At 67.0% G+C, this 19,489-nt stretch carries 14 protein-coding genes, 2 rRNA genes and 1 riboswitch; of the genes, 3 read left to right on the forward strand and 13 right to left on the reverse strand.

The genetic code is table 11. The annotated features are described in order from the left end of the window. Positions 1–467 precede the first annotated feature (467 nt). A complete protein-coding gene (locus H4687_RS08320) occupies positions 468–1,052 on the forward strand; it encodes a hypothetical protein (protein WP_046915520.1) in 585 nt (194 codons plus the stop codon). 400 nt (positions 1,053–1,452) lie between these two features. Continuing rightward, positions 1,453–1,653, forward strand: coding sequence for a DUF5999 family protein (locus H4687_RS08325; protein WP_028796697.1), 201 nt, complete (start codon positions 1,453–1,455; stop codon positions 1,651–1,653). 115 nt (positions 1,654–1,768) lie between these two features. On the opposite strand, the gene gcvP is transcribed toward H4687_RS08325, so the two are convergent. Then, positions 1,769–4,654: an aminomethyl-transferring glycine dehydrogenase gene (gene gcvP / locus H4687_RS08330; RefSeq protein ID WP_046915519.1), complete on the reverse strand. Its 2,886-nt coding sequence runs from the start codon at positions 4,652–4,654 to the stop codon at positions 1,769–1,771. Positions 4,655–4,826: 172 nt separating this feature from the next. Further along, a riboswitch (glycine riboswitch) is annotated at positions 4,827–4,923 on the reverse strand. A gap of 124 nt (positions 4,924–5,047) precedes the next feature. Here gcvP and H4687_RS08335 point away from each other — a divergent pair. Beyond that, positions 5,048–5,416, forward strand: a complete 369-nt coding sequence (locus H4687_RS08335) for a PRC-barrel domain-containing protein (protein ID WP_046915518.1) — start codon at positions 5,048–5,050, stop codon at positions 5,414–5,416. A gap of 93 nt (positions 5,417–5,509) precedes the next feature. Here H4687_RS08335 and H4687_RS08340 read toward each other — a convergent pair whose 3' ends face one another. From H4687_RS08340 to H4687_RS08395, 12 genes are all read right to left on the reverse strand, one after another. After that, a complete protein-coding gene (locus H4687_RS08340; protein WP_046915517.1) occupies positions 5,510–6,862 on the reverse strand; it encodes a DNA polymerase IV in 1,353 nt (450 codons plus the stop codon). A gap of 57 nt (positions 6,863–6,919) precedes the next feature. Next, positions 6,920–7,603 (reverse strand): MerR family transcriptional regulator, encoded by a 684-nt coding sequence (locus H4687_RS08345; protein ID WP_179860180.1) that lies wholly within the window; start codon positions 7,601–7,603, stop codon positions 6,920–6,922. 324 nt (positions 7,604–7,927) lie between these two features. Continuing rightward, positions 7,928–8,401: a bifunctional nuclease family protein gene (locus H4687_RS08350; protein ID WP_005475662.1), complete on the reverse strand. Its 474-nt coding sequence runs from the start codon at positions 8,399–8,401 to the stop codon at positions 7,928–7,930. Positions 8,402–8,485: 84 nt separating this feature from the next. Beyond that, a complete protein-coding gene (gene ftsR, locus H4687_RS08355; protein ID WP_046915515.1) occupies positions 8,486–9,241 on the reverse strand; it encodes a transcriptional regulator FtsR in 756 nt (251 codons plus the stop codon). A gap of 41 nt (positions 9,242–9,282) precedes the next feature. Further along, positions 9,283–10,254 carry an FHA domain-containing protein gene (locus H4687_RS08360; RefSeq protein ID WP_078907371.1) on the reverse strand — a complete coding sequence of 324 codons (972 nt, stop codon included), beginning with the start codon at positions 10,252–10,254 and terminating at the stop codon, positions 9,283–9,285. A 61-nt stretch (positions 10,255–10,315) separates the two neighbouring features. Then, complete coding sequence (locus H4687_RS08365; protein WP_046915514.1) at positions 10,316–11,191, reverse strand: DUF881 domain-containing protein; 876 nt, start codon at positions 11,189–11,191, stop codon at positions 10,316–10,318. Positions 11,192–11,196: 5 nt separating this feature from the next. Further along, the gene (locus H4687_RS08370) at positions 11,197–11,529 is read right to left on the reverse strand and encodes a small basic family protein (protein ID WP_005475671.1); all 333 of its coding nucleotides are present in this window, start codon (positions 11,527–11,529) and stop codon (positions 11,197–11,199) included. Further along, positions 11,526–12,431, reverse strand: coding sequence for a DUF881 domain-containing protein (locus H4687_RS08375; RefSeq protein WP_107082343.1), 906 nt, complete (start codon positions 12,429–12,431; stop codon positions 11,526–11,528). Before H4687_RS08375 ends, H4687_RS08370 begins: the two co-directional genes overlap by 4 nt. Before the next feature lie 98 nt (positions 12,432–12,529). Next, positions 12,530–15,025: a mannose-1-phosphate guanyltransferase gene (locus H4687_RS08380; RefSeq protein WP_046915512.1), complete on the reverse strand. Its 2,496-nt coding sequence runs from the start codon at positions 15,023–15,025 to the stop codon at positions 12,530–12,532. A gap of 117 nt (positions 15,026–15,142) precedes the next feature. Further along, positions 15,143–15,751: a CDP-alcohol phosphatidyltransferase family protein gene (locus H4687_RS08385; protein ID WP_046915511.1), complete on the reverse strand. Its 609-nt coding sequence runs from the start codon at positions 15,749–15,751 to the stop codon at positions 15,143–15,145. 109 nt (positions 15,752–15,860) lie between these two features. Further along, positions 15,861–15,977: ribosomal RNA gene (rrf, locus tag H4687_RS08390) — 5S ribosomal RNA — on the reverse strand. Between the two features lie 89 nt (positions 15,978–16,066). After that, a 23S ribosomal RNA gene (locus H4687_RS08395) occupies positions 16,067–19,190 on the reverse strand. Positions 19,191–19,489 lie beyond the last annotated feature (299 nt).

The raw sequence follows: 19,489 nt of genomic DNA on the forward strand, positions 1-19,489 counted from the left end.
CGGGACCTGCACACGCTAGGCTGAGCGCGGTCACCTCCGACCCTATTTCGTCGGCATGCTTCTGGCACATTCAGCGGGCAAGAAAGAGTACGCGCTTTCTGCGGCTCCCTTTCGTGAAAAGCGCCGACGACAACAGGCCGTCCGTTACGCGACGGTAATGCGAGGTCACCGCCACACTCCCCCCGCAAATAGGGGTGACACCCATGTTCCGGCGACCTGATACCGCCTTGCCCTTCATATCCGGAGCGGCTAGACGAAACCTTGCGTGAACACGTGTCGTATAAACTTCGCAAACGAGGCTGAGAGTCGGCACTCGCGGTCCTCGGTCCTGCCGTCAGGCCACACGCGGCGGACCCCACCCACGCACCCGGACCCGGGCATCCGTCTCCCCGATCCCCGAGAGCTGACAGCGCCGTCCGCCCCCGCCCTCGCGCCACCGTGCCTGTCGAATGGAGAGGCGACCCACCATGCCGCTGCATGTCCCCCCGGCTCCCGCGCCCGCCCTGCGCACCGTCCTCACCGCACTCGGTTCTCCCACCGCCGTCCACGAGGCGCGAACTCCCGCCCTGAAGAACGCCCAGGGGCCCGCCACGCCCGAACTCCCGCTGCCCGTCCACGTACTCGACCGGATCACCCCGCAGGGCACGGGCATCGCCCGGCTCACGGGATGGCGGTTCCTGATCCGCTGCGGCGACCGTGCCGTGGCCGCCGCCGAGACCCGGCTGACCCCGGACGGCTGGGCGTTCTCCCACTTCTTCGAAGGCCCGTACATCACCTCGACCGAGCGCGCCCTGCGCCAGGCCGACGTCATGCAGCAGCCCTACCAGCCACGCCTGCTGTCGGTGCCCGAGCTGTACATGCTCATGCTCTGGCTGCACGCCGACCCCACCGCCGACGGCGCCACCGGCGACCCGGCCCCGGCCGACCTGCTGGTCCCACTGGCGCCCGCACCGCCCGGTATCGCCGCCCACCGGCCTCACCGGGTCACCGATCTCCTCCCGGTGCTGACCACCCGGTTGACGCCCGCCCCCCTGCTGGGATCACCCGCCTGAAATCCGCATCGCCTCGCCATTCGCACCCCTCGCGCCCCGCCACCGATATTCGGTGACGGGGCGCTTGTTTGCGACTACGCGGAATTACCGCTCCTTCGGGCACCAAAACGCTCGTACGAGCTATTCCCAGCTCTCCCCCGTAGTCGGACTAGCCCCATCCGACCATGGCGTACCACCCGAAAGGACAGTGCGAGAGGGATGAACCATCAGAGCGGGCCTGGCGTCATCAACCTGTGAAGAAGTCGTGCTGCGAAAAGCCTGCGGATTGACGCCCGTGGGGCAACACTGGGACCGGACCGATTTATCACAACGGGGGGCGGCCATGAACGGGGCTTCACGCCGCGGGACAGACAAAACAGCCATCTCAGACCACACGACCGACCGAAAGATCCCAACAACCATGTGCCAGCACCAGCCACTGTGCCCGACTGCCGAATCCGCCGACCGGGAAGGCGCCCGACTCGTGGCGCACCACCCGGAGCAGGGATGGAGCCTGCTCTGCAACGGCGTTCTGCTCTTCGAGGACACCGGTGAGCTCCTGCCGGACGGCCAGATCATCGCGCCGCACCGCCCGATGGGCACCGTGATGACCGCCGCCTGAGCCGCACTCACGTGCGCGCAGGGCGAGCGCCCCGCACAGAGCGCCCGCCCGGACAGAAGAGGGGCCGGCCGGAGAAGCACTCTCCGAACCGGCCCCGACGCGTATCCGCGTCCGACTACTCTTCGTAGGCGTCCAGCGGCGGGCAGGAGCAGACCAGGTTCCGGTCACCGAACGCCTGGTCGATCCGGCGCACCGGCGGCCAGTACTTGTCCGCGCGCGAGACCCCGGCCGGGAAGACCGCCTCCTCGCGCGTGTAGGCGTGCTTCCACTCCCCGCCGAGCGCGCCCGCGGTGTGCGGCGCGTTCCGCAGCGGGTTGTCGTCCGCGGGCCACTCGCCCGAGCCGACCTTCTCGATCTCCGCGCGGATCGCGATCATGGCTTCGCAGAACCGGTCCAGCTCACCGAGGTCCTCCGACTCCGTCGGCTCGATCATCAGCGTCCCGGCCACCGGGAACGACATCGTCGGCGCGTGGAAGCCGTAGTCGATCAGCCGCTTGGCGATGTCGTCGACGCTCACCCCGGTCGACTTGGCCAGCGGCCGCAGGTCGATGATGCACTCGTGCGCCACGAGCCCGCCCGGACCGGTGTAGAGCACCGGGTAGTGCGGCTCCAGCCGCTTGGCGATGTAGTTGGCGCTGAGCACCGCCACCTGCGTGGCCCGCTTCAGCCCCTCACCGCCCATGAGCCGGACGTACGCCCACGAGATCGGCAGGATGCCCGCCGAACCCCACGGCGCCGCCGAGATCGGGCCGACGCCCGTCTCCGGGCCGGCCGCGGGCTGCAGCGGGTGGTTCGGCAGATACGGCGCCAGGTGCTCGCGCACCGCCACCGGGCCGACGCCCGGCCCACCGCCGCCGTGCGGGATGCAGAACGTCTTGTGCAGGTTCAGGTGCGAGACGTCACCGCCGAAGTGGCCCGGCTTGGCCAGACCCACCAGCGCGTTGAGGTTGGCGCCGTCGACGTACACCTGGCCGCCCGCGTCGTGCACCTGCGCGCAGATGTCGGCCACGTGCTCCTCGAACACCCCGTGCGTCGACGGGTACGTGATCATCAGCACGGACAGTTCGTCGCGGTACTGCTCGATCTTCGCCCGCAGGTCCTCGACGTCGATCTCGCCGTCGTCGGCGGTCTTCACGACGACGACCTTCATGCCGGCCATGACGGCGCTCGCCGCGTTGGTGCCGTGCGCGGAGGACGGGATGAGGCACACCGTCCGCTGCTCGTCACCGTTCGCGCGGTGGTACCCGCGCACGGCCAGCAGCCCCGCCAGCTCCCCCTGCGAGCCGGCGTTCGGCTGCAGCGACACCTTGTCGTACCCGGTGGCCTCCGCGAGCTGCTCCTCCAGTTCACGGATGAGCGTGAGATAGCCCTGCGCCTGCTCGGCGGGCGCGAACGGGTGCAGCTGCCCGAACTCGGGCCACGTCACCGGCTCCATCTCGGTGGTGGCGTTGAGCTTCATCGTGCAGGAGCCGAGCGGGATCATGCCCCGGTCCAGCGCGTAGTCCCGGTCCGCGAGCCGGCGCAGGTAGCGCAGCATCGCGGTCTCGGAGCGGTGGTCGTGGAACACCGGGTGCGTCAGGTAGTCGTCCGACCGCAGCAGCTCCTCGGGCAGCGTGTCCGCCGCGGCGGCGTCCAGGGCCTCCACGTCGCCCTCCACGCCGAACGCGGTCCAGACGGCGCCCAGCCGGGCCCGCGTGGTGGTCTCGTCGCAGGAGACCGACACCAGGTCGGCGTCCACGAGGTGCAGGTTCACGCCATGTTCCCGGGCGGCGGCCACGACCTCACCGGCCCGGCCCGGCACCCGCACGGTCAGCGTGTCGAAGTACGACCCGTGCACGACCTCGATCGCACCGGCCGTGAGCCCCGCGGCGAGCACGGTGGCGTACCGGTGGGTACGCCGGGCGATGGTCCGCAGCCCCTCAGGTCCGTGGTAGACGGCGTACATGCCGGCCATCACGGCGAGCAGCACCTGCGCCGTGCAGATGTTGCTGGTCGCCTTCTCCCGGCGGATGTGCTGCTCCCGCGTCTGCAGGGCCAGCCGGTACGCCTTGTGCCCGTCGGCGTCCACGGACACCCCGACGAGCCGTCCGGGCAGGCTGCGCGCGAACTTCTCCTGCACGGCCATGTATCCCGCGTGCGGCCCGCCGAAGGCCATCGGCACACCGAAGCGCTGCGTGGTCCCGACGGCGATGTCGGCGCCCAGCTCACCGGGCGAGGTCAGCAGGGTCAGCGCCAGCAGATCGGCGGCGACGGTGACGAGCGCGCCGAGCGCGTGGGCCTGTTCGACGACCGGCTTCAGATCCCGTACGACACCGGAGGCGCCCGGGTACTGCAGCAGCACCCCGTTGATGTCGCGTGAGGCGATGTCGGCCGGGATTCCCTCGCTCAGATCGGCGACGACGACCTCGACACCGGCCGGCTCGGCGCGGGTCCGGATCACGGCGATCGTCTGCGGCAGCGCGTCCGCGTCGACGAGGAAGAGGCCCTTCTTGTTCCTGCCCATGCGCCGCGACAACGCCATGGCTTCGGCGGCGGCGGTGCCCTCGTCGAGCAGTGAGGCCCCGGAGGTGGGCAGCCCCGTCAGCTCGGCGACCACGGTCTGGAAGTTCAGCAGGGCCTCCAGCCGCCCCTGGGAGATCTCGGGCTGGTACGGGGTGTAGGCCGTGTACCAGGCAGGGTTCTCCATGACGTTGCGGAGGATGACGGGCGGCGTGAAGGTCCCGTAGTACCCGAGCCCGATCATCGAGCCCAGCACCTGGTTGCGGTCCGCGAGGGAACGCAGCTCGGCGAGCACCTCGGCCTCGGTACGCGCCCCGGGGAGGTCCAGCGCCTCGGCGTTCTTGATCACGTCCGGGACCGCGGCCGCCGTCAGCTCGTCCAGCGAGCCGTACCCGACGTGCGCGAGCATCTTGGCCCGGGCTTCGGCGTCCGGGCCGATGTGGCGCCGCTCGAAGGGGATTCCCTGTTCGAGCTCGGAAAGCGGAATGCGATGGGCGGTCATTACGGAGGCCTCCTGGTCTGACACGACCTTCGAGGGGCACCACGGCACGGGCGCCCCGACGGCCTCCCCCTCTGTCATCTCAACCTGAGAGCTTCACCGGTCCAGGTGCGGACCGGCTTTCACCGTCGGTGAGAGCGGGAGCCGTGGCACCCGCTCTGCTTTCCAGAGTGACCTCGTCCGTGCGGTACGTGGGCCTGAGAGATTCCGGGGAGGATTTGCTCCTTCGGCGCCTCCGGATGGTGTCCGGAGGACTCTCCCGCACGGGGTCAGCAGCCGCTGCCAGCGTATCAGCGCGGGCAACGCACAGGTCTTCGAGTGGCCGCCGCTCCCGATGTGCCTTTTCGTAGGGGTGAGAGACGATTCGCGACCCCTTGGCGACCACCTGGAGGGCCCGTGCAGACCGACATCGATCCGCGCCATCTGATCGGCCGCAAGGCGTTCGACCGCAAGGGAAGCAAGATCGGCACCGTGGACGAGGTCTACCTGGACGACGCCACCGGCATCCCCGAGTGGGCCGCGATACGCATGGGCCTCTTCGGCCGCGACGCCTTCGTCCCCCTGGAGCCCAGCGAACTGTACGAGGGCACCCTCCGCATCCCCTTCGACCGCGCCCTCATCAAGGACGCCCCCGACTTCGGCGTGGGCCGCCACCTCTCCCCCGAACAGGAACTCCAGCTCTACCACCACTACGGCCTGGACATAGCCCCGCCGCCGCCCCTGGACCACGACTTCGGCGACGTGGCGAAGCGGGACGACACCTGAGCCGATCCCCGCCACCTCCGAAGCGGCAGCCACAGCCGCCACGAAAGCACCGGCCGGCCGACGCGCCCTCGCCCCCCGGCTCTTCCGTGGGCCTCAGCCCAGCACCCCACCCGGCACCAGCGGCAACGGCTCCGCCGGCTCCAGCGCGGCGTCGTCCGTCCTGAACGTCCGCACCCGCCCCGGCCCCACATCGAGCGGCGTCTCGAACCGCACGGTCACCCGTCCGAGCCCGCTCCCCTGCACCCACCCGTGCCCGTACTCGGCGTGCCGCACATCGTGCCCGGCCCTGAAGATCCGCTCCCCGCCCGTGCTCTCCTGCGCCACAGGCACCTCCACGCCGCCTCCGGCCTCCTCCTCGACGAGCTCCGGCTCTCCCGCCGCCTGCGCGAACAGGTCCTCCTGCGTGTAGTCGGCGAGCCCGCTCACCCCGACCCCCAGCAGCCGTACCCCACCCGTCGTGTCCACGGCCTCCAGCAGCCGGGCCGCGGCCTCGCGCACCACCGCGGGATCGTCCGTGGGTCCCCGCAACGTCTCGGACCGGGTCAGCGTCGAGAAGTCGTAGCGCCGCACCTTCAGTACGATCGTCCGGCCCGACAGTCCGGCCTCCCGCAGCCTGCGCACACACCGGTCCGCGAGCCGCTGCACCTCCATCCGGACCCGTACCCGGTCGTGGATGTCCACGTCGTAGGTGTCCTCCACCGACACCGACTTCGTGTCCCGCTCGGCCACCACCGCCCGGTCGTCCCGTGCCAGCGCCATCGCGTACAGCCCGTGTCCGTGAGCCTTGCCGAGGAGTCGTACGACCTCGTCCTCCCCCGCCTCCACGATCTCCTCGACCGTGGTGATCCCGGCCCGCCGCAGATGGTCCCCGGTCGCCGGGCCCACACCCGGCAGGATCCGCACGGACATCGGTCCCAGCAACGCCCGCTCGGTCCCCGGCTCGATCAGCACCAGCCCGTCCGGCTTGGCCTCCTCGGAGGCGATCTTCGCGAGCATCTTGGAAGCCGCGAGCCCGACGGAACCCGTCAGCGCGGTCATGGCCCGTATGTCCGCCCGCAACCGCTCCCCGACGAGCCGCGCCGACGCCTCGTCCGAGGCCGCGCCCCCGGCCTCCAGATCCACGAACGCCTCGTCCAGGCTCAACGGCTCCACCAGGGGCGACAGCGCACGCAACAACCCCATGACCTGATCGCTGATCGCCCGGTAGAAGGTGAAGCGCGGCGTGAGATACGCGGCGTTCGGCGCGAGGCGACGCGCCTGCGCCATCGGCATCGCCGAATGCACCCCGAAGACCCGCGCCTCGTACGAGGCGGTCGCGACCACCCCGCGCGGCCCCAGCCCGCCGACGACAACGGCTTTCCCCCGCAGACTCGGCTTCGACGCCTGCTCCGCCGAGGCGTAGAAGGCATCCATGTCGAGATGCAGGATCGTGGGCGCGGTTCTCACCTCTCCGATGCTGCCCTACGCCACTGACAACGCCCCACCCTGAGCCCGGGGCGCCCCTCAGACCGCCCGGTTGCGCCGCCGTGCCAGCTCGTCCGCCGGATTGTGGCCCACGAGCGTCTCCCCCGTGTCGACCCGCTCCCCGTGCAGCTGCGAGAGAGCGCTTTCGACGTCACGCCAGACCACCCCCACGGCGATCCCGAAGACCCCCTGGCCGCCCTGGAGCAGGGCGTGGACCTCGTCGGGCGAACTGCACTCGTAGACCGTCGCACCGTCGCTCATGAGCGTCATCCGCTCCAGATCGCTGAAGCCCCGCTCCCGCAGGTGCTGCACGGCGGTGCGGATGTTCTGCAGGGACACTCCCGTGTCGAGGAACCGTTTCACGATCTTCAGGACGACGACGTCCCGGAAGCTGTAGAGCCGCTGCGTCCCCGAACCCTGGGCGGAGCGCACACTCGGCTCCACCAGGCCCGTGCGGGCCCAGTAGTCGAGCTGGCGGTAGGTGATGCCGGCGGCCGCGCACGCGGTGGGACCGCGGTAGCCGACCTGCTCGTGCGGCTCGGGCGCCGCCTCCACGCTGTCCTGCACGGCCGTGGGCCGCTGCGGGACGTGACCGGCCGCGCTGCCCTGATGGGGGTCCCCCCAGCCCGGGCGCGGCCGAGAGCCTGGGGGAGGGTACGGGCCGCCGTCCCCCAGCCTGCGTCCGGGGGCACCCCCAGCCGTACCGTCGCCGCTGCTTCTCACGCCGACCTCCGTCCTTGACCTGCCTCATCGACGGTAGGCAGCCGCCCGGGGTGCGTCAATGACCATCGCACTCGCCACGCCGAGTGATAATCACCCTGAGAGTGGTTTCCCGTGCCCTTCCGCGGGGAAAGGCTAGCCGAATGCGCTCCGATCGGATTGTCCGACGACGCACCGCTCCCGGGCCGGTAACGCCCCGGGCGGCGTCCGCCACGCACAGGGTCCGCGCCCGCGGGGCCGTCGAAGCGGAATCCCGACCCGGGGACCCGGCGCCGCCGACGAGGGGCGGTCAAGGCCTGTCGGCCCGGTACGACCGCCTGCCCGGCCTCACTGGCTGTTCGTTCCGAAGTCCTCGGGCGAGATCTGGTCGAGGAATTCGCGGAACTTCTCCACCTCGTCCTCCTGCTCGTCCGGGATCGCGATGCCCGCGTCGTCGAGCACCCCGTCACTGCCGAAGATCGGCGTCCCGGTACGCAACGCCAGCGCTATGGCGTCGGAGGGCCGGGCACTCACCTCGACCCCACTGGCGAACACCAGCTCCGCGTAGAAGACGCCCTCACGCAGGTCGGTGATGCGCACTTCCGTGAGCTCCTGGCCGACGGCCTCCAGCACGTCCTTGAACAGGTCGTGGGTCAGCGGTCGTGCGGGGGCCATGCCCTGCTGGGCGAAAGCGATCGCCGTCGCCTCCCCCGGCCCGATCCAGATGGGGAGGTAGCGGTCGCCTCCCACTTCGCGCAGGAGCACGATCGGTTGGTTGGAGGGCATTTCCACCCGGACACCTACGACATCGAGCTCGTTCACACAGCAACCCTAGGCCGTGCTCGGGATGTTTGGGTAGTCGGGCTCGGATCGACCGACCGATCCGCCACAGGCGAACACCGCCCCTCAGCGCGGCCGCACACCCAGCGCGCTGCGCACGAGAGCGGCGTGCAGCTTCACCGTCAGCCCCGCCAGCTCCCGTGCCCGATCCTCCGCATGCACTCTGGTCTGCGGGTTACGGTGGCGCCGCAGGGGCGCGACCACCTGATCGACCAGTCCCGCCTCACGGTCCGCGGCGGCCCGCATCACCCTGAGGTGCCGAGGCTCGATACCGAATCGCCCCAGTTCGACCACAAGCGTGGCGACGGTAAGAACCTCGGCGTCGTACGACCCGTCCGACAGCGGGGCCACCAGCCCGTACGACTCCCACTCGGCCAGCTGCTCCTCGTCGATCCCGGCGCCCGCGAGGAACTCACCCCGCCCGATCCGGGCTGCCGCCGGCTCCTCGGGGTCACCGAGGAGCTCGCTCAGGCGCTCGCCGTCGCCGAGGTCACGCTGACGCCCCACGGACGGCAGACGGACGCCCTCGCCGCGCTCCAGGGCCTCCAGATACTCACGGATCACCTTGAGCGGCAGATAGTGGTCCCGCTGCATCCTGAGGACGTGTCCGAGCCGCTCGACGTCCTCGGCACCGAACTTGCGATACCCCGAGGGGGTCCGCCGCGGCTCGATGAGCCCCTCGGACTCCAGGAAACGGATCTTGGAGATGGTTACCTCGGGGAACTCCTCACGCAGCACGTTCAGCACGGTGCCGATGCTCATGAGGTCACTGTCCGCGGCGGTGGTGCCGTGATCGGCACCACCGCTCGTTGTTCGAAGCATGGACCTTCCCTGGGGTACCCCGGATCCGGTCCGGGGGAGGGTCAGTAGCCCCGCTGGCTCGCGTAGAAGACCAGCCGGTACTTGCCGATCTGCACCTCGTCGCCGTTGTGCAGGGCGACCTGGTCGATCCGCTCACGGTTGACGTACGTCCCGTTGAGGCTGCCCACGTCGGCGACCGTGAACGAGCCGTCCTGGCCTCGGCGGAACTCCACGTGGCGACGCGACACGGTCACGTCGTCGAGGAAGATGTCGCTCTGCGGGTGACGGCCCGCCGTGGTGAGATCACCGTCCAGCAGGAAGCGGCTGCCCGCGTTCGGCCCACGGCGAACGACCAGGAGCGCCGAGCCGAGCGGAAGCGCGTCGACGGCGGCCTGGGCCTCGGGAGAGAGCGCCGGCAGCTGGGTCTGGCCGGTGACCTCGGAGTCGTAGGCCTCCAGACCGGAGATGGAGATGGTCGAGGTCGTCTCGGACGGACGCTCGGCGGTCGCCCCGGCCCGCAGCGGAGCACCGCAGTTCGAGCAGAAGCGGCTGTTCTCCGCGTTGCGGTTACCGCACCTCGTACACACCAGGGCCGACATCGACGGATCCTCCTGCCGCGGCTGCCCCGCCGGGGCATGGGACGCATACGGGTCTGAGCTGAACCCTCCACCCGTACCTGAGGTTGACGGTTCCCCGAAACCTATGCGGCCCGACTGCGCAGGGTCAACAGACGGCGCGCCCTGACCTCCGGAAATGTCACTTCCCGGGCCGGCGACCTGGTCCCGGAACATGGGGCGCTCGCCACCCTGGCCCTCCGCTTCCGAAGGCTGCACGCGATGGCGTGAGGTCGCGTTGTCGCTGCCCTCTCGCGCGCTCTTGCCGAACAACTTCGCAAACAACTTCACGGGCGATTCCCCTTGACCGAAACAGACCCGCCCGTGGGGCAGGACGAACCCTGACTGAACACACCGGCCGACCCGGACAACCTCACAACGTCCGTATCCACCAGACAGTTTCCACCACGCACCACCCAATCGGTGCGCCGACCCCCCGCAACCTCATGCCCTCGCCGGACGGGCCCCATGCACCTGCGGTTCACTGGGAGGACGACCGAGCGTAGTCAGGCCGCTTCGCCGCTCGCAAGGCGTCCACAACGATCTTCTCCGCCCGCCGCACGGTCACGGTGGCCTGCTCCTTCTCCAGTGTCTGCACCACGCCTCCGGGGATGTTCAGTGCGGGCTCCAGGTCCTTCGGGTTGCCGATGACCTTGAAACGAAAGGGCTGGGTGATCTTGTTCCCGTCGACACTGACTCCCGCACCGGAATCGGTCAGAGAAGTGCTGGCCACGACCCGTACGCCGTTCACCTGGATCGCCTCGGCGCCGGCCGCGCGCAGCTCCTGGATCGCGTCGAGCAACATGTCCGCCTCGACCGTCCCCTTCGTGTCGTCGATCGTCAGTGTGATGCCGGGTCCCTGCGCCGCTACCGTGCCCGCCAGAATGCCGAGTTGCCGCTCCTTCTCGACCGTCTGCTTGCGTGCCTCCTCGGCCTGGTCCGAGCTGTTCTCCAACTCGGTGCGCTGATCCTCCAGACCCTGCTTCTCCTCCTCCAGACGCTGCGTACGGTCATCCAGTTCATCGAGGATGCGTACGAGATCTTCCTGACGGGCGCCGCGCAGCGCGCTGTCGTCGTTGTTGGAGGCCACCTGGATGGCCAGTCCGAAGCCGAGGCCGAACAGCAGGACCGCGACGATGAGTTGGGCGCGGGTGAAGCGCGGCGGCCACAGCCCCTGGGCCAGACGCTGCCGCCCCGTCTGCTTGTTCTCTTCCCCCCGAGGAGCCTCACCGGGCTCCTGAGCGGCCGTGGAGGGCACCTCCTGGGGCAGTTCCCGGCGCAGCCGGGTCGTCGGCGCGTCGTCCTCTCCCCGGCCCGGCGTCGGCTCGGACCCCGGCGTCTCGTCCCGCTCGTTCATCGGCCTCACGCCCGGAAGACGTGCCGGCGGATCGCCGCGGCGTTGGAGAAGATGCGGATACCGAGGACGACCACGACGCCCGTGGAGAGCTGGGCACCGACACCCAGCTTGTCGCCGAGGAAGACGATCAGGGCGGCCACCACCACGTTCGACAGGAACGACACCACGAAGACCTTGTCGTCGAAGATGCCGTCCAGCATCGCCCGCAGCCCACCGAAGACGGCGTCGAGCGCCGCCACCACGGCGATGGGGAGGTACGGCTCGACGACCACCGGTACCTCGGGCCGGACCAACAGTCCGGCCACGACTCCGAGGACGAGGCCCAGTACGGCGATCACGATGTGCCCTTCTCTGTGCTCGGTTGTGCTGTTCGTACGATCACGCTCGGCGCGGCCGGCACCTTGAGGTCACCCTCCACGGAGATGCTCGTCCTGATGCCGAAGTTCTCCTGGAGGGCGTGCAGATACAGCCCGTCGGGGCTGTTCTGGAACTTGGTGCTCAACCGCTGCCCGTCCCCCACCGCGAGGACCGTGTAGGGCGGTGCCAGCGGCTTGTTGTCGACCAGTATCGCGTCGCCGGCGGCCCTGATCGCCGACAGCGCGGTGAGCCGCTGTCCGTTGATCGAGACCGCCTCGGCACCCGAGGCCCACAGGCCGTTCACCACACGCTGCATGTCGCGGTCGCGCACCCGCCCGGTGTCCGAGAACCCGGACGTCTCACGCGGGTCGCCGTCACCGCCCTGCGCGGCGCCCTTGGAGTCGTTGACGACGAGCCGTACCCCGGGGCCGTGCACCTCGACGGCGCCCGACAGGATCCCCACCAGGTCGTTCCCGCCACTGCCGCCGTCGGCCTTCAGCGCCTTGCGCTGCCGCGCGCCCACGTCGTCACGGAGCGCGTCCACGGAGTCCTCCAGCTCGTCCGCGGCCGTCGTCTCCTGCTGGATGCGGTCGATCAGCTCCTCGCGCTCCTTGGCGACCACGGGAGCGCTTATCCGCGCCTGCGCCGCACCCACCGTCACCACCAGGGCGGCCAGCACCAGCCCGACCGCGAGCCCCAGCCTGGCCCGCACGGTCTTGGGCATGCCCTCGGTGCCCGCGGCCTTTCTGCGGGCGGCGGCCTCGGCGTATCCGTCGTCGAGGCTGTGATCCATGACGTTGTTGAGCAGCGACATGGAGGCGTCCGGACGCGACGGGCGCGTGGGTGTGCTCCGAACGGGGGGCTGCTGCGGCATGCCGCACATCGTCGCACGTCGCGACCACTACCTCCGAACGGCCCCACCGGCGTGCCGGACAGGCCCCGTTGGGGGCACTTGTCCGGCACGCACGCGTGCGGGGCGGTTCAGCGTCCGGCGCTGTCCACGACCGCCGACCACTCGTCGAGCAGGGCCTGCGCGGAGGCGTCGTCGGGTCCCTCGGCCCACAGATGGGTGACCGCCTCGGCCGGGTCCGGCAGCACCATCACCCACCGACCGTCCGTCTCCACGACCCGCACCCCGTCGGTCGTGTCGACAAAGCGATCACCGGCCGCCTCCACGACCCGCCGCATCACCAGGCCCTTGACGGCCCACGGCGTGGCGAGATCCCGCTTGAGGACATGCGCCTTCGGAATCCGCGCGTCGATCTGGCTGAGCGTGAGCTGGGTCCGGGCCACGAGCCCGATGAGCCGCACGAAGGCCGCCGTGCCGTCGAAGACACTGCTGAACTCCGGCACGATGAACCCACCGCGCCCGTCACCGCCGAAGATGGTCGTCTCCTCCCCGCCGACCCGCGTGAGGTCGTCCGGCGAGGTCGTCGTCCACTCGACCTGCGTGCCGTGGTACGCCGCGACCTGCTCGCCGATCCTGGTGGTGGTCACGGGCAGCGCCACCCGGCCGCTCCGCCGCTCCGCGGCCACCAGGTCGAGCATGACCAGCAGGGCCCGGTCGTCCTCGACGATCCGTCCCTTCTCGTCGACGAGCGACAACCGTTCACCGACGGGGTCGAACCGCACACCGAACGCCGCCCGCGAGGACGCCACGATTTCGCCGAGCCGCACCAGCCCGGAGCGCCGCATGTCACCGGTCTCCGTCGGCCTCGACTCGTCCAGACCGGGGTTGATCGTCAACGAGTCGACACCGAGCTTGCCGAGCAGGCTCGGCAGCACGAGACCCGCGCTGCCGTTGGACGCGTCCACGACGACCTTGAGCCCCGACTCGGCGATGCCGGTCGTGTCGACGTTCCGCAGCAGCGAGCCGGTGTACGAGTCGAACACGCTGGCCGGGAAGTGCAGGTCCCCGATCTCCCCGGGGAACGCGCGCCGGTACTCCTGCCGCGCGAACACCCGGTCCAGCTTCCGCTGACTGCCCTGCGAGAGGTCGGCGCCCCGCCCGTCGAAGAACATGATGTCGACCGAGTCCGGGACCCCCGGCGTCGTCCGGATCATGATCCCGCCGGCACTGCCCCGCGCGGTCTGCTGCCGCGCCACCGGCAGCGGTACGTTCTCCAGGTCCCGTACGTCGATGGCGCTGGCCTGCAGCGCCGAGATGACCGCCCGCTTCAGTGCACGGGCGCCCCGGGAGTGGTCCCGGGCCGTGGTGACCGTGGAGCCCTTCTTGAGCGTCGTGGCGTACGCTCCGGCGAGCCTGACGGCCAGTTCCGGGGTGATCTCCACATTCAGGATGCCGGAGACGCCACGGGCGCCGAACAGGTGCGCCTGTCCCCGGGACTCCCAGATCACCGAGGTGTTGACGAAAGCGCCGGCCTCGATCGTCTTGAACGGGTAGACCCGCACATTCCCCTGGATGATCGATTCTTCGCCGACAAGGCACTCGTCGCCGATCACCGCGCCGTCCTCGATCCGTGCGGCGCGCATGATGTCGGTGTTCTTGCCGACCACGCAGCCACGCAGATTGCTGTGCTGCCCGATGTAGACGTTGTCGTGGACCACGGCCTTGTGCAGGAAGGCGCCGCTCTTCACGACGACGTTCGAGCCCACGACGGTGTGCTCCCGGATTTCGGCACCGGCTTCGACCTTGGCGTAGTCCCCGACATACAGCGGCCCACGCAGTACGGCGTCAGGGTGCACTTCGGCGCCCTCGGCGATCCACACTCCCGGTGACAGTTCGAAGCCGTCGATCTCGACGTCGACCTTGCCTTCGAGCACGTCGGCCTGAGCCTTGACGTAGCTCTCGTGCGTACCGACGTCCTCCCAGTAGCCCTCGGCGACATAGCCGTAGACCGGCTTGCCCTCCTTCATCAGCTGCGGGAAGACATCGCCGGACCAGTCGACGGGAACATCGGCCTCGACATAGTCGAAGACTTCGGGCTCCATCACATAGATGCCCGTGTTCACCGTGTCCGAGAAGACCTGACCCCAGGTCGGCTTCTCCAGGAACCGCTCGACCTTGCCTTCCTCGTCGACGATGGTGATACCGAATTCCAGGGGATTCGGCACCCGCGTCAGGCAGACGGTGACCAGCGCACCCTTTTCCTTGTGGAAATTGATGAGCTCGGTGAGGTCGAAGTCCGTGAGGGCATCGCCGGAGATGACGAGGAACGCGTCGTCCTTCAGCGCCTCCTCGGCGTTCTTCACGCTCCCGGCGGTACCGAGTGGCTTCTCCTCATTGGCATAGGTGAGCTCCATCCCGAGCTCCTCGCCATCACCGAAGTAGTTCTTGACCAGTGACGCGAGGAACTGGACTGTAACGACGGTCTCATTGAGCCCATGCCTTTTGAGCAGCCTCAGCACGTGCTCCATGATCGGGCGGTTCACCACGGGCAGGAGCGGCTTGGGCATGCTCGAGGTCATGGGGCGAAGGCGTGTGCCTTCACCTCCGGCCATCACGACGGCCTTCATGTCGGAAGCGTCCTCCTTGAAGAGACGAGGGTCTAGCCGACTTCACCCGTCCGGAGTGTCCCGCACTTTTTCAAAGCGGGCCATCGAGCCATCTACGGCCGCCCCCGTCGGGCGGGCTCAATCGGCCATGGCGTCCGCACTGACGAGTCGGCGGACCTGAACCACGTAGAGGATCCCTGCCCACCAATAGAGCGTTGTACCCCATCCGGCGAACGCCCATCCGAAAATAGCAGCGAGTGACGAGATCCATCCACTTCCGTCACTGAGCAGGAGCAACGGGAAGGCGTACATCAAGTTGAAGGTAGCCGCCTTGCCGAGGAAGTTCACCTGCGGCGGCGGATAGCCGTGCCGTCTGAGGATGCCCACCATCACCAGCAGGACCAGCTCACGCAAGAGAAGTGCAGCGGTCAACCAGAATGGCAGAATCTCGCGCCAGGTGAGTCCCACGAGGGTTGACAGAATGTACAGCCTGTCAGCCGCGGGATCGAGGAGCCGGCCCAGGCTGCTGATCTGGTTCCAGCGCCGCGCCAGCATGCCGTCCAGATAGTCACTGACGCCGCTGAGAGCGATCACCAGGAAGGCCCAGCCGTCGACCTTGGGGCCGCCGAACTCGGGCCAGAGAATCAACCACAGGAAGACGGGCACACCAACGAGCCGCGCCATGCTGAGAATGTTCGGGATGGTGAGGACCCGGTCCGTCTGGACCCGGGTCTCCTGTACCTCCACCCGGGGGCCTCCTGTGGGAAATGAGCCAACGATGCCCCCTGACCCTACCTCAACGCAAAAAAGCTCTGGCTCCTGGGCGGTGTGCCCAAGAGCCAGAGCTATAAAAGGAGTTCGGCGGCGTCCTACTCTCCCACAGGGTCCCCCCTGCAGTACCATCGGCGCTGTAAGGCTTAGCTTCCGGGTTCGGAATGTAACCGGGCGTTTCCCTCACGCTATGACCACCGAAACACTATGAAACACTCAACCGCACCACACCGTGACCATGGCATGGGGTTGTTCGTGGTTTCAGAACCAACACAGTGGACGCGAGCAACTGAGGACAAGCCCTCGGCCTATTAGTACCAGTCAACTCCACCCGTTACCAGGCTTCCATATCTGGCCTATCAACCCAGTCGTCTACTGGGAGCCTTACCCCATCAAGTGGGTGGGAATACTCATCTCGAAGCAGGCTTCCCGCTTAGATGCTTTCAGCGGTTATCCCTCCCGAACGTAGCCAACCAGCCATGCCCTTGGCAGAACAACTGGCACACCAGAGGTTCGTCCGTCCCGGTCCTCTCGTACTAGGGACAGCCCTTCTCAATATTCCTGCGCGCGCAGCGGATAGGGACCGAACTGTCTCACGACGTTCTAAACCCAGCTCGCGTACCGCTTTAATGGGCGAACAGCCCAACCCTTGGGACCGACTCCAGCCCCAGGATGCGACGAGCCGACATCGAGGTGCCAAACCATCCCGTCGATATGGACTCTTGGGGAAGATCAGCCTGTTATCCCCGGGGTACCTTTTATCCGTTGAGCGACGGCGCTTCCACAAGCCACCGCCGGATCACTAGTCCCGACTTTCGTCCCTGCTCGACCCGTCGGTCTCACAGTCAAGCTCCCTTGTGCACTTACACTCACCACCTGATTGCCAACCAGGCTGAGGGAACCTTTGGGCGCCTCCGTTACTCTTTAGGAGGCAACCGCCCCAGTTAAACTACCCATCAGACACTGTCCCTGATCCGGATCACGGACCCAGGTTAGACATCCAGCACGACCAGACTGGTATTTCAACGACGACTCCACCCGAACTGGCGTCCGAGCTTCACAGTCTCCCAGCTATCCTACACAAGCCGAACCGAACACCAATATCAAACTGTAGTAAAGGTCCCGGGGTCTTTCCGTCCTGCTGCGCGAAACGAGCATCTTTACTCGTAGTGCAATTTCACCGGGCCTATGGTTGAGACAGTCGAGAAGTCGTTACGCCATTCGTGCAGGTCGGAACTTACCCGACAAGGAATTTCGCTACCTTAGGATGGTTATAGTTACCACCGCCGTTTACTGGCGCTTAAGTTCTCAGCTTCGCCACACCGAAATGTGACTAACCGGTCCCCTTAACGTTCCAGCACCGGGCAGGCGTCAGTCCGTATACATCGCCTTACGGCTTCGCACGGACCTGTGTTTTTAGTAAACAGTCGCTTCTCGCTGGTCTCTGCGGCCACCCCCAGCTCAAGCAGCAAGTGCTATCACCGGTGATGGCCCCCCTTCTCCCGAAGTTACGGGGGCATTTTGCCGAGTTCCTTAACCATAGTTCACCCGAACGCCTCGGTATTCTCTACCTGACCACCTGAGTCGGTTTAGGGTACGGGCCGCCATGAAACTCGCTAGAGGCTTTTCTCGACAGCATAGGATCATCCACTTCACCACAATCGGCTCGGCATCAGGTCTCAGACTATGTGCCAGGCGGATTTACCTACCTGACGTCCTACACCCTTACCCCGGGACAACCACCGCCCGGGATGGACTACCTTCCTGCGTCACCCCATCACTCACCTACTACAAGTCTGGTCCGTCGGCTCCACCACTTTCCTTTCCCCGAAGGGTCCGGAACGGCTTCACGGACTTAGCATCGCCTGGTTCAGTGTTTGACGCTTCACAGCGGGTACCGGAATATCAACCGGTTATCCATCGACTACGCCTGTCGGCCTCGCCTTAGGTCCCGACTTACCCTGGGCAGATCAGCTTGACCCAGGAACCCTTGGTCAATCGGCGCAAACGTTTCTCACGTTTGTATCGCTACTCATGCCTGCATTCTCACTCGTGAACCGTCCACAACTCGCTTCCGCGGCTGCTTCACCCGGCACACGACGCTCCCCTACCCATCCCAGCAGGCGTTGGCCCTCAATGCTGGAATGACACGACTTCGGCGGTACGCTTGAGCCCCGCTACATTGTCGGCGCGGAATCACTAGACCAGTGAGCTATTACGCACTCTTTCAAGGGTGGCTGCTTCTAAGCCAACCTCCTGGTTGTCTCTGCGACTCCACATCCTTTCCCACTTAGCGTACGCTTAGGGGCCTTAGTCGATGCTCTGGGCTGTTTCCCTCTCGACCATGGAGCTTATCCCCCACAGTCTCACTGCCGTGCTCTCACTTACCGGCATTCGGAGTTTGGCTAAGGTCAGTAACCCGGTAGGGCCCATCGCCTATCCAGTGCTCTACCTCCGGCAAGAAACACACGACGCTGCACCTAAATGCATTTCGGGGAGAACCAGCTATCACGGAGTTTGATTGGCCTTTCACCCCTAACCACAGGTCATCCCCCAGGTTTTCAACCCTGGTGGGTTCGGTCCTCCACGAAGTCTTACCTCCGCTTCAACCTGCCCATGGCTAGATCACTCCGCTTCGGGTCTTGAGCGTGCTACTGAAACGCCCTGTTCGGACTCGCTTTCGCTACGGCTACCCCACTCGGGTTAACCTCGCAACACACCGCAAACTCGCAGGCTCATTCTTCAAAAGGCACGCAGTCACGACGCACCAAGTAAACTTGATGCGCGACGCTCCCACGGCTTGTAGGCACACGGTTTCAGGTACTATTTCACTCCGCTCCCGCGGTACTTTTCACCATTCCCTCACGGTACTATCCGCTATCGGTCACCAGGGAATATTTAGGCTTAGCGGGTGGTCCCGCCAGATTCACACGGGATTTCTCGGGCCCCGTGCTACTTGGGTGTCTCTCAAACGAGCCGTCAATGTTTCAGCTACGGGGGTCTTACCCTCTACGCCGGACCTTTCGCATGTCCTTCGCCTACATCAACGGTTTCTGACTCGCCTCACAGCCGGCAGACTGTGAAAGAGAGATCCCACAACCCCGTATACGCAACCCCTGCCGGGTCTCACACGCATACGGTTTGGCCTCATCCGGTTTCGCTCGCCACTACTCCCGGAATCACGGTTGTTTTCTCTTCCTGCGGGTACTGAGATGTTTCACTTCCCCGCGTTCCCTCCACTTGCCCTATGTGTTCAGGCAAGGGTGACAGCCCATGACGACTGCCGGGTTTCCCCATTCGGAAACCCCCGGATCAAAGCCTGGTTGACGACTCCCCGGGGACTATCGTGGCCTCCCACGTCCTTCATCGGTTCCTGGTGCCAAGGCATCCACCGTGCGCCCTTAAAAACTTGGCCACAGATGCTCGCGTCCACTGTGCAGTTCTCAAACAACGACCAACCACCCATCACCCCCGGTAACCACCGGAGTTCACTGGGGCCGGCACTGAAGGCAACCGTGAGACACGGCCATACCCTCAGACACCCAACAGCGTGCCCGGCATCCCTCACCACTCCGATCAGCTTTCCACGCCCCCGAAAGGACAGTACTCACAGCCTGAGATGACTCAAGACGCCGAATAATCAACGTTCCACCCATGAGCTAACCAGCATCAGACGTTCGCTGATGATCTGGCCTCTGACCTCACCCCGAAGGG

The organism is Streptomyces stelliscabiei, assembly GCF_014873495.1.
GTDB classification, from domain to species: domain Bacteria; phylum Actinomycetota; class Actinomycetes; order Streptomycetales; family Streptomycetaceae; genus Streptomyces; species Streptomyces bottropensis.

Bases quoted from the DNA above. Each gene is read 5' to 3' on its own strand.
- H4687_RS08365 (WP_046915514.1), bottom strand. From the start codon at position 11,191: ATGAACGAGCGGGACGAGACGCCGGGGTCCGAGCCGACGCCGGGCCGG.
- H4687_RS08320 (WP_046915520.1), top strand. From the start codon at position 468: ATGCCGCTGCATGTCCCCCCGGCTCCCGCGCCCGCCCTGCGCACCGTC.
- ftsR (WP_046915515.1), bottom strand. From the start codon at position 9,241: ATGCTTCGAACAACGAGCGGTGGTGCCGATCACGGCACCACCGCCGCG.
- H4687_RS08375 (WP_107082343.1), bottom strand. From the start codon at position 12,431: ATGTGCGGCATGCCGCAGCAGCCCCCCGTTCGGAGCACACCCACGCGC.
- H4687_RS08380 (WP_046915512.1), bottom strand. From the start codon at position 15,025: ATGAAGGCCGTCGTGATGGCCGGAGGTGAAGGCACACGCCTTCGCCCC.
- gcvP (WP_046915519.1), bottom strand. From the start codon at position 4,654: ATGACCGCCCATCGCATTCCGCTTTCCGAGCTCGAACAGGGAATCCCC.
- H4687_RS08325 (WP_028796697.1), top strand. From the start codon at position 1,453: ATGTGCCAGCACCAGCCACTGTGCCCGACTGCCGAATCCGCCGACCGG.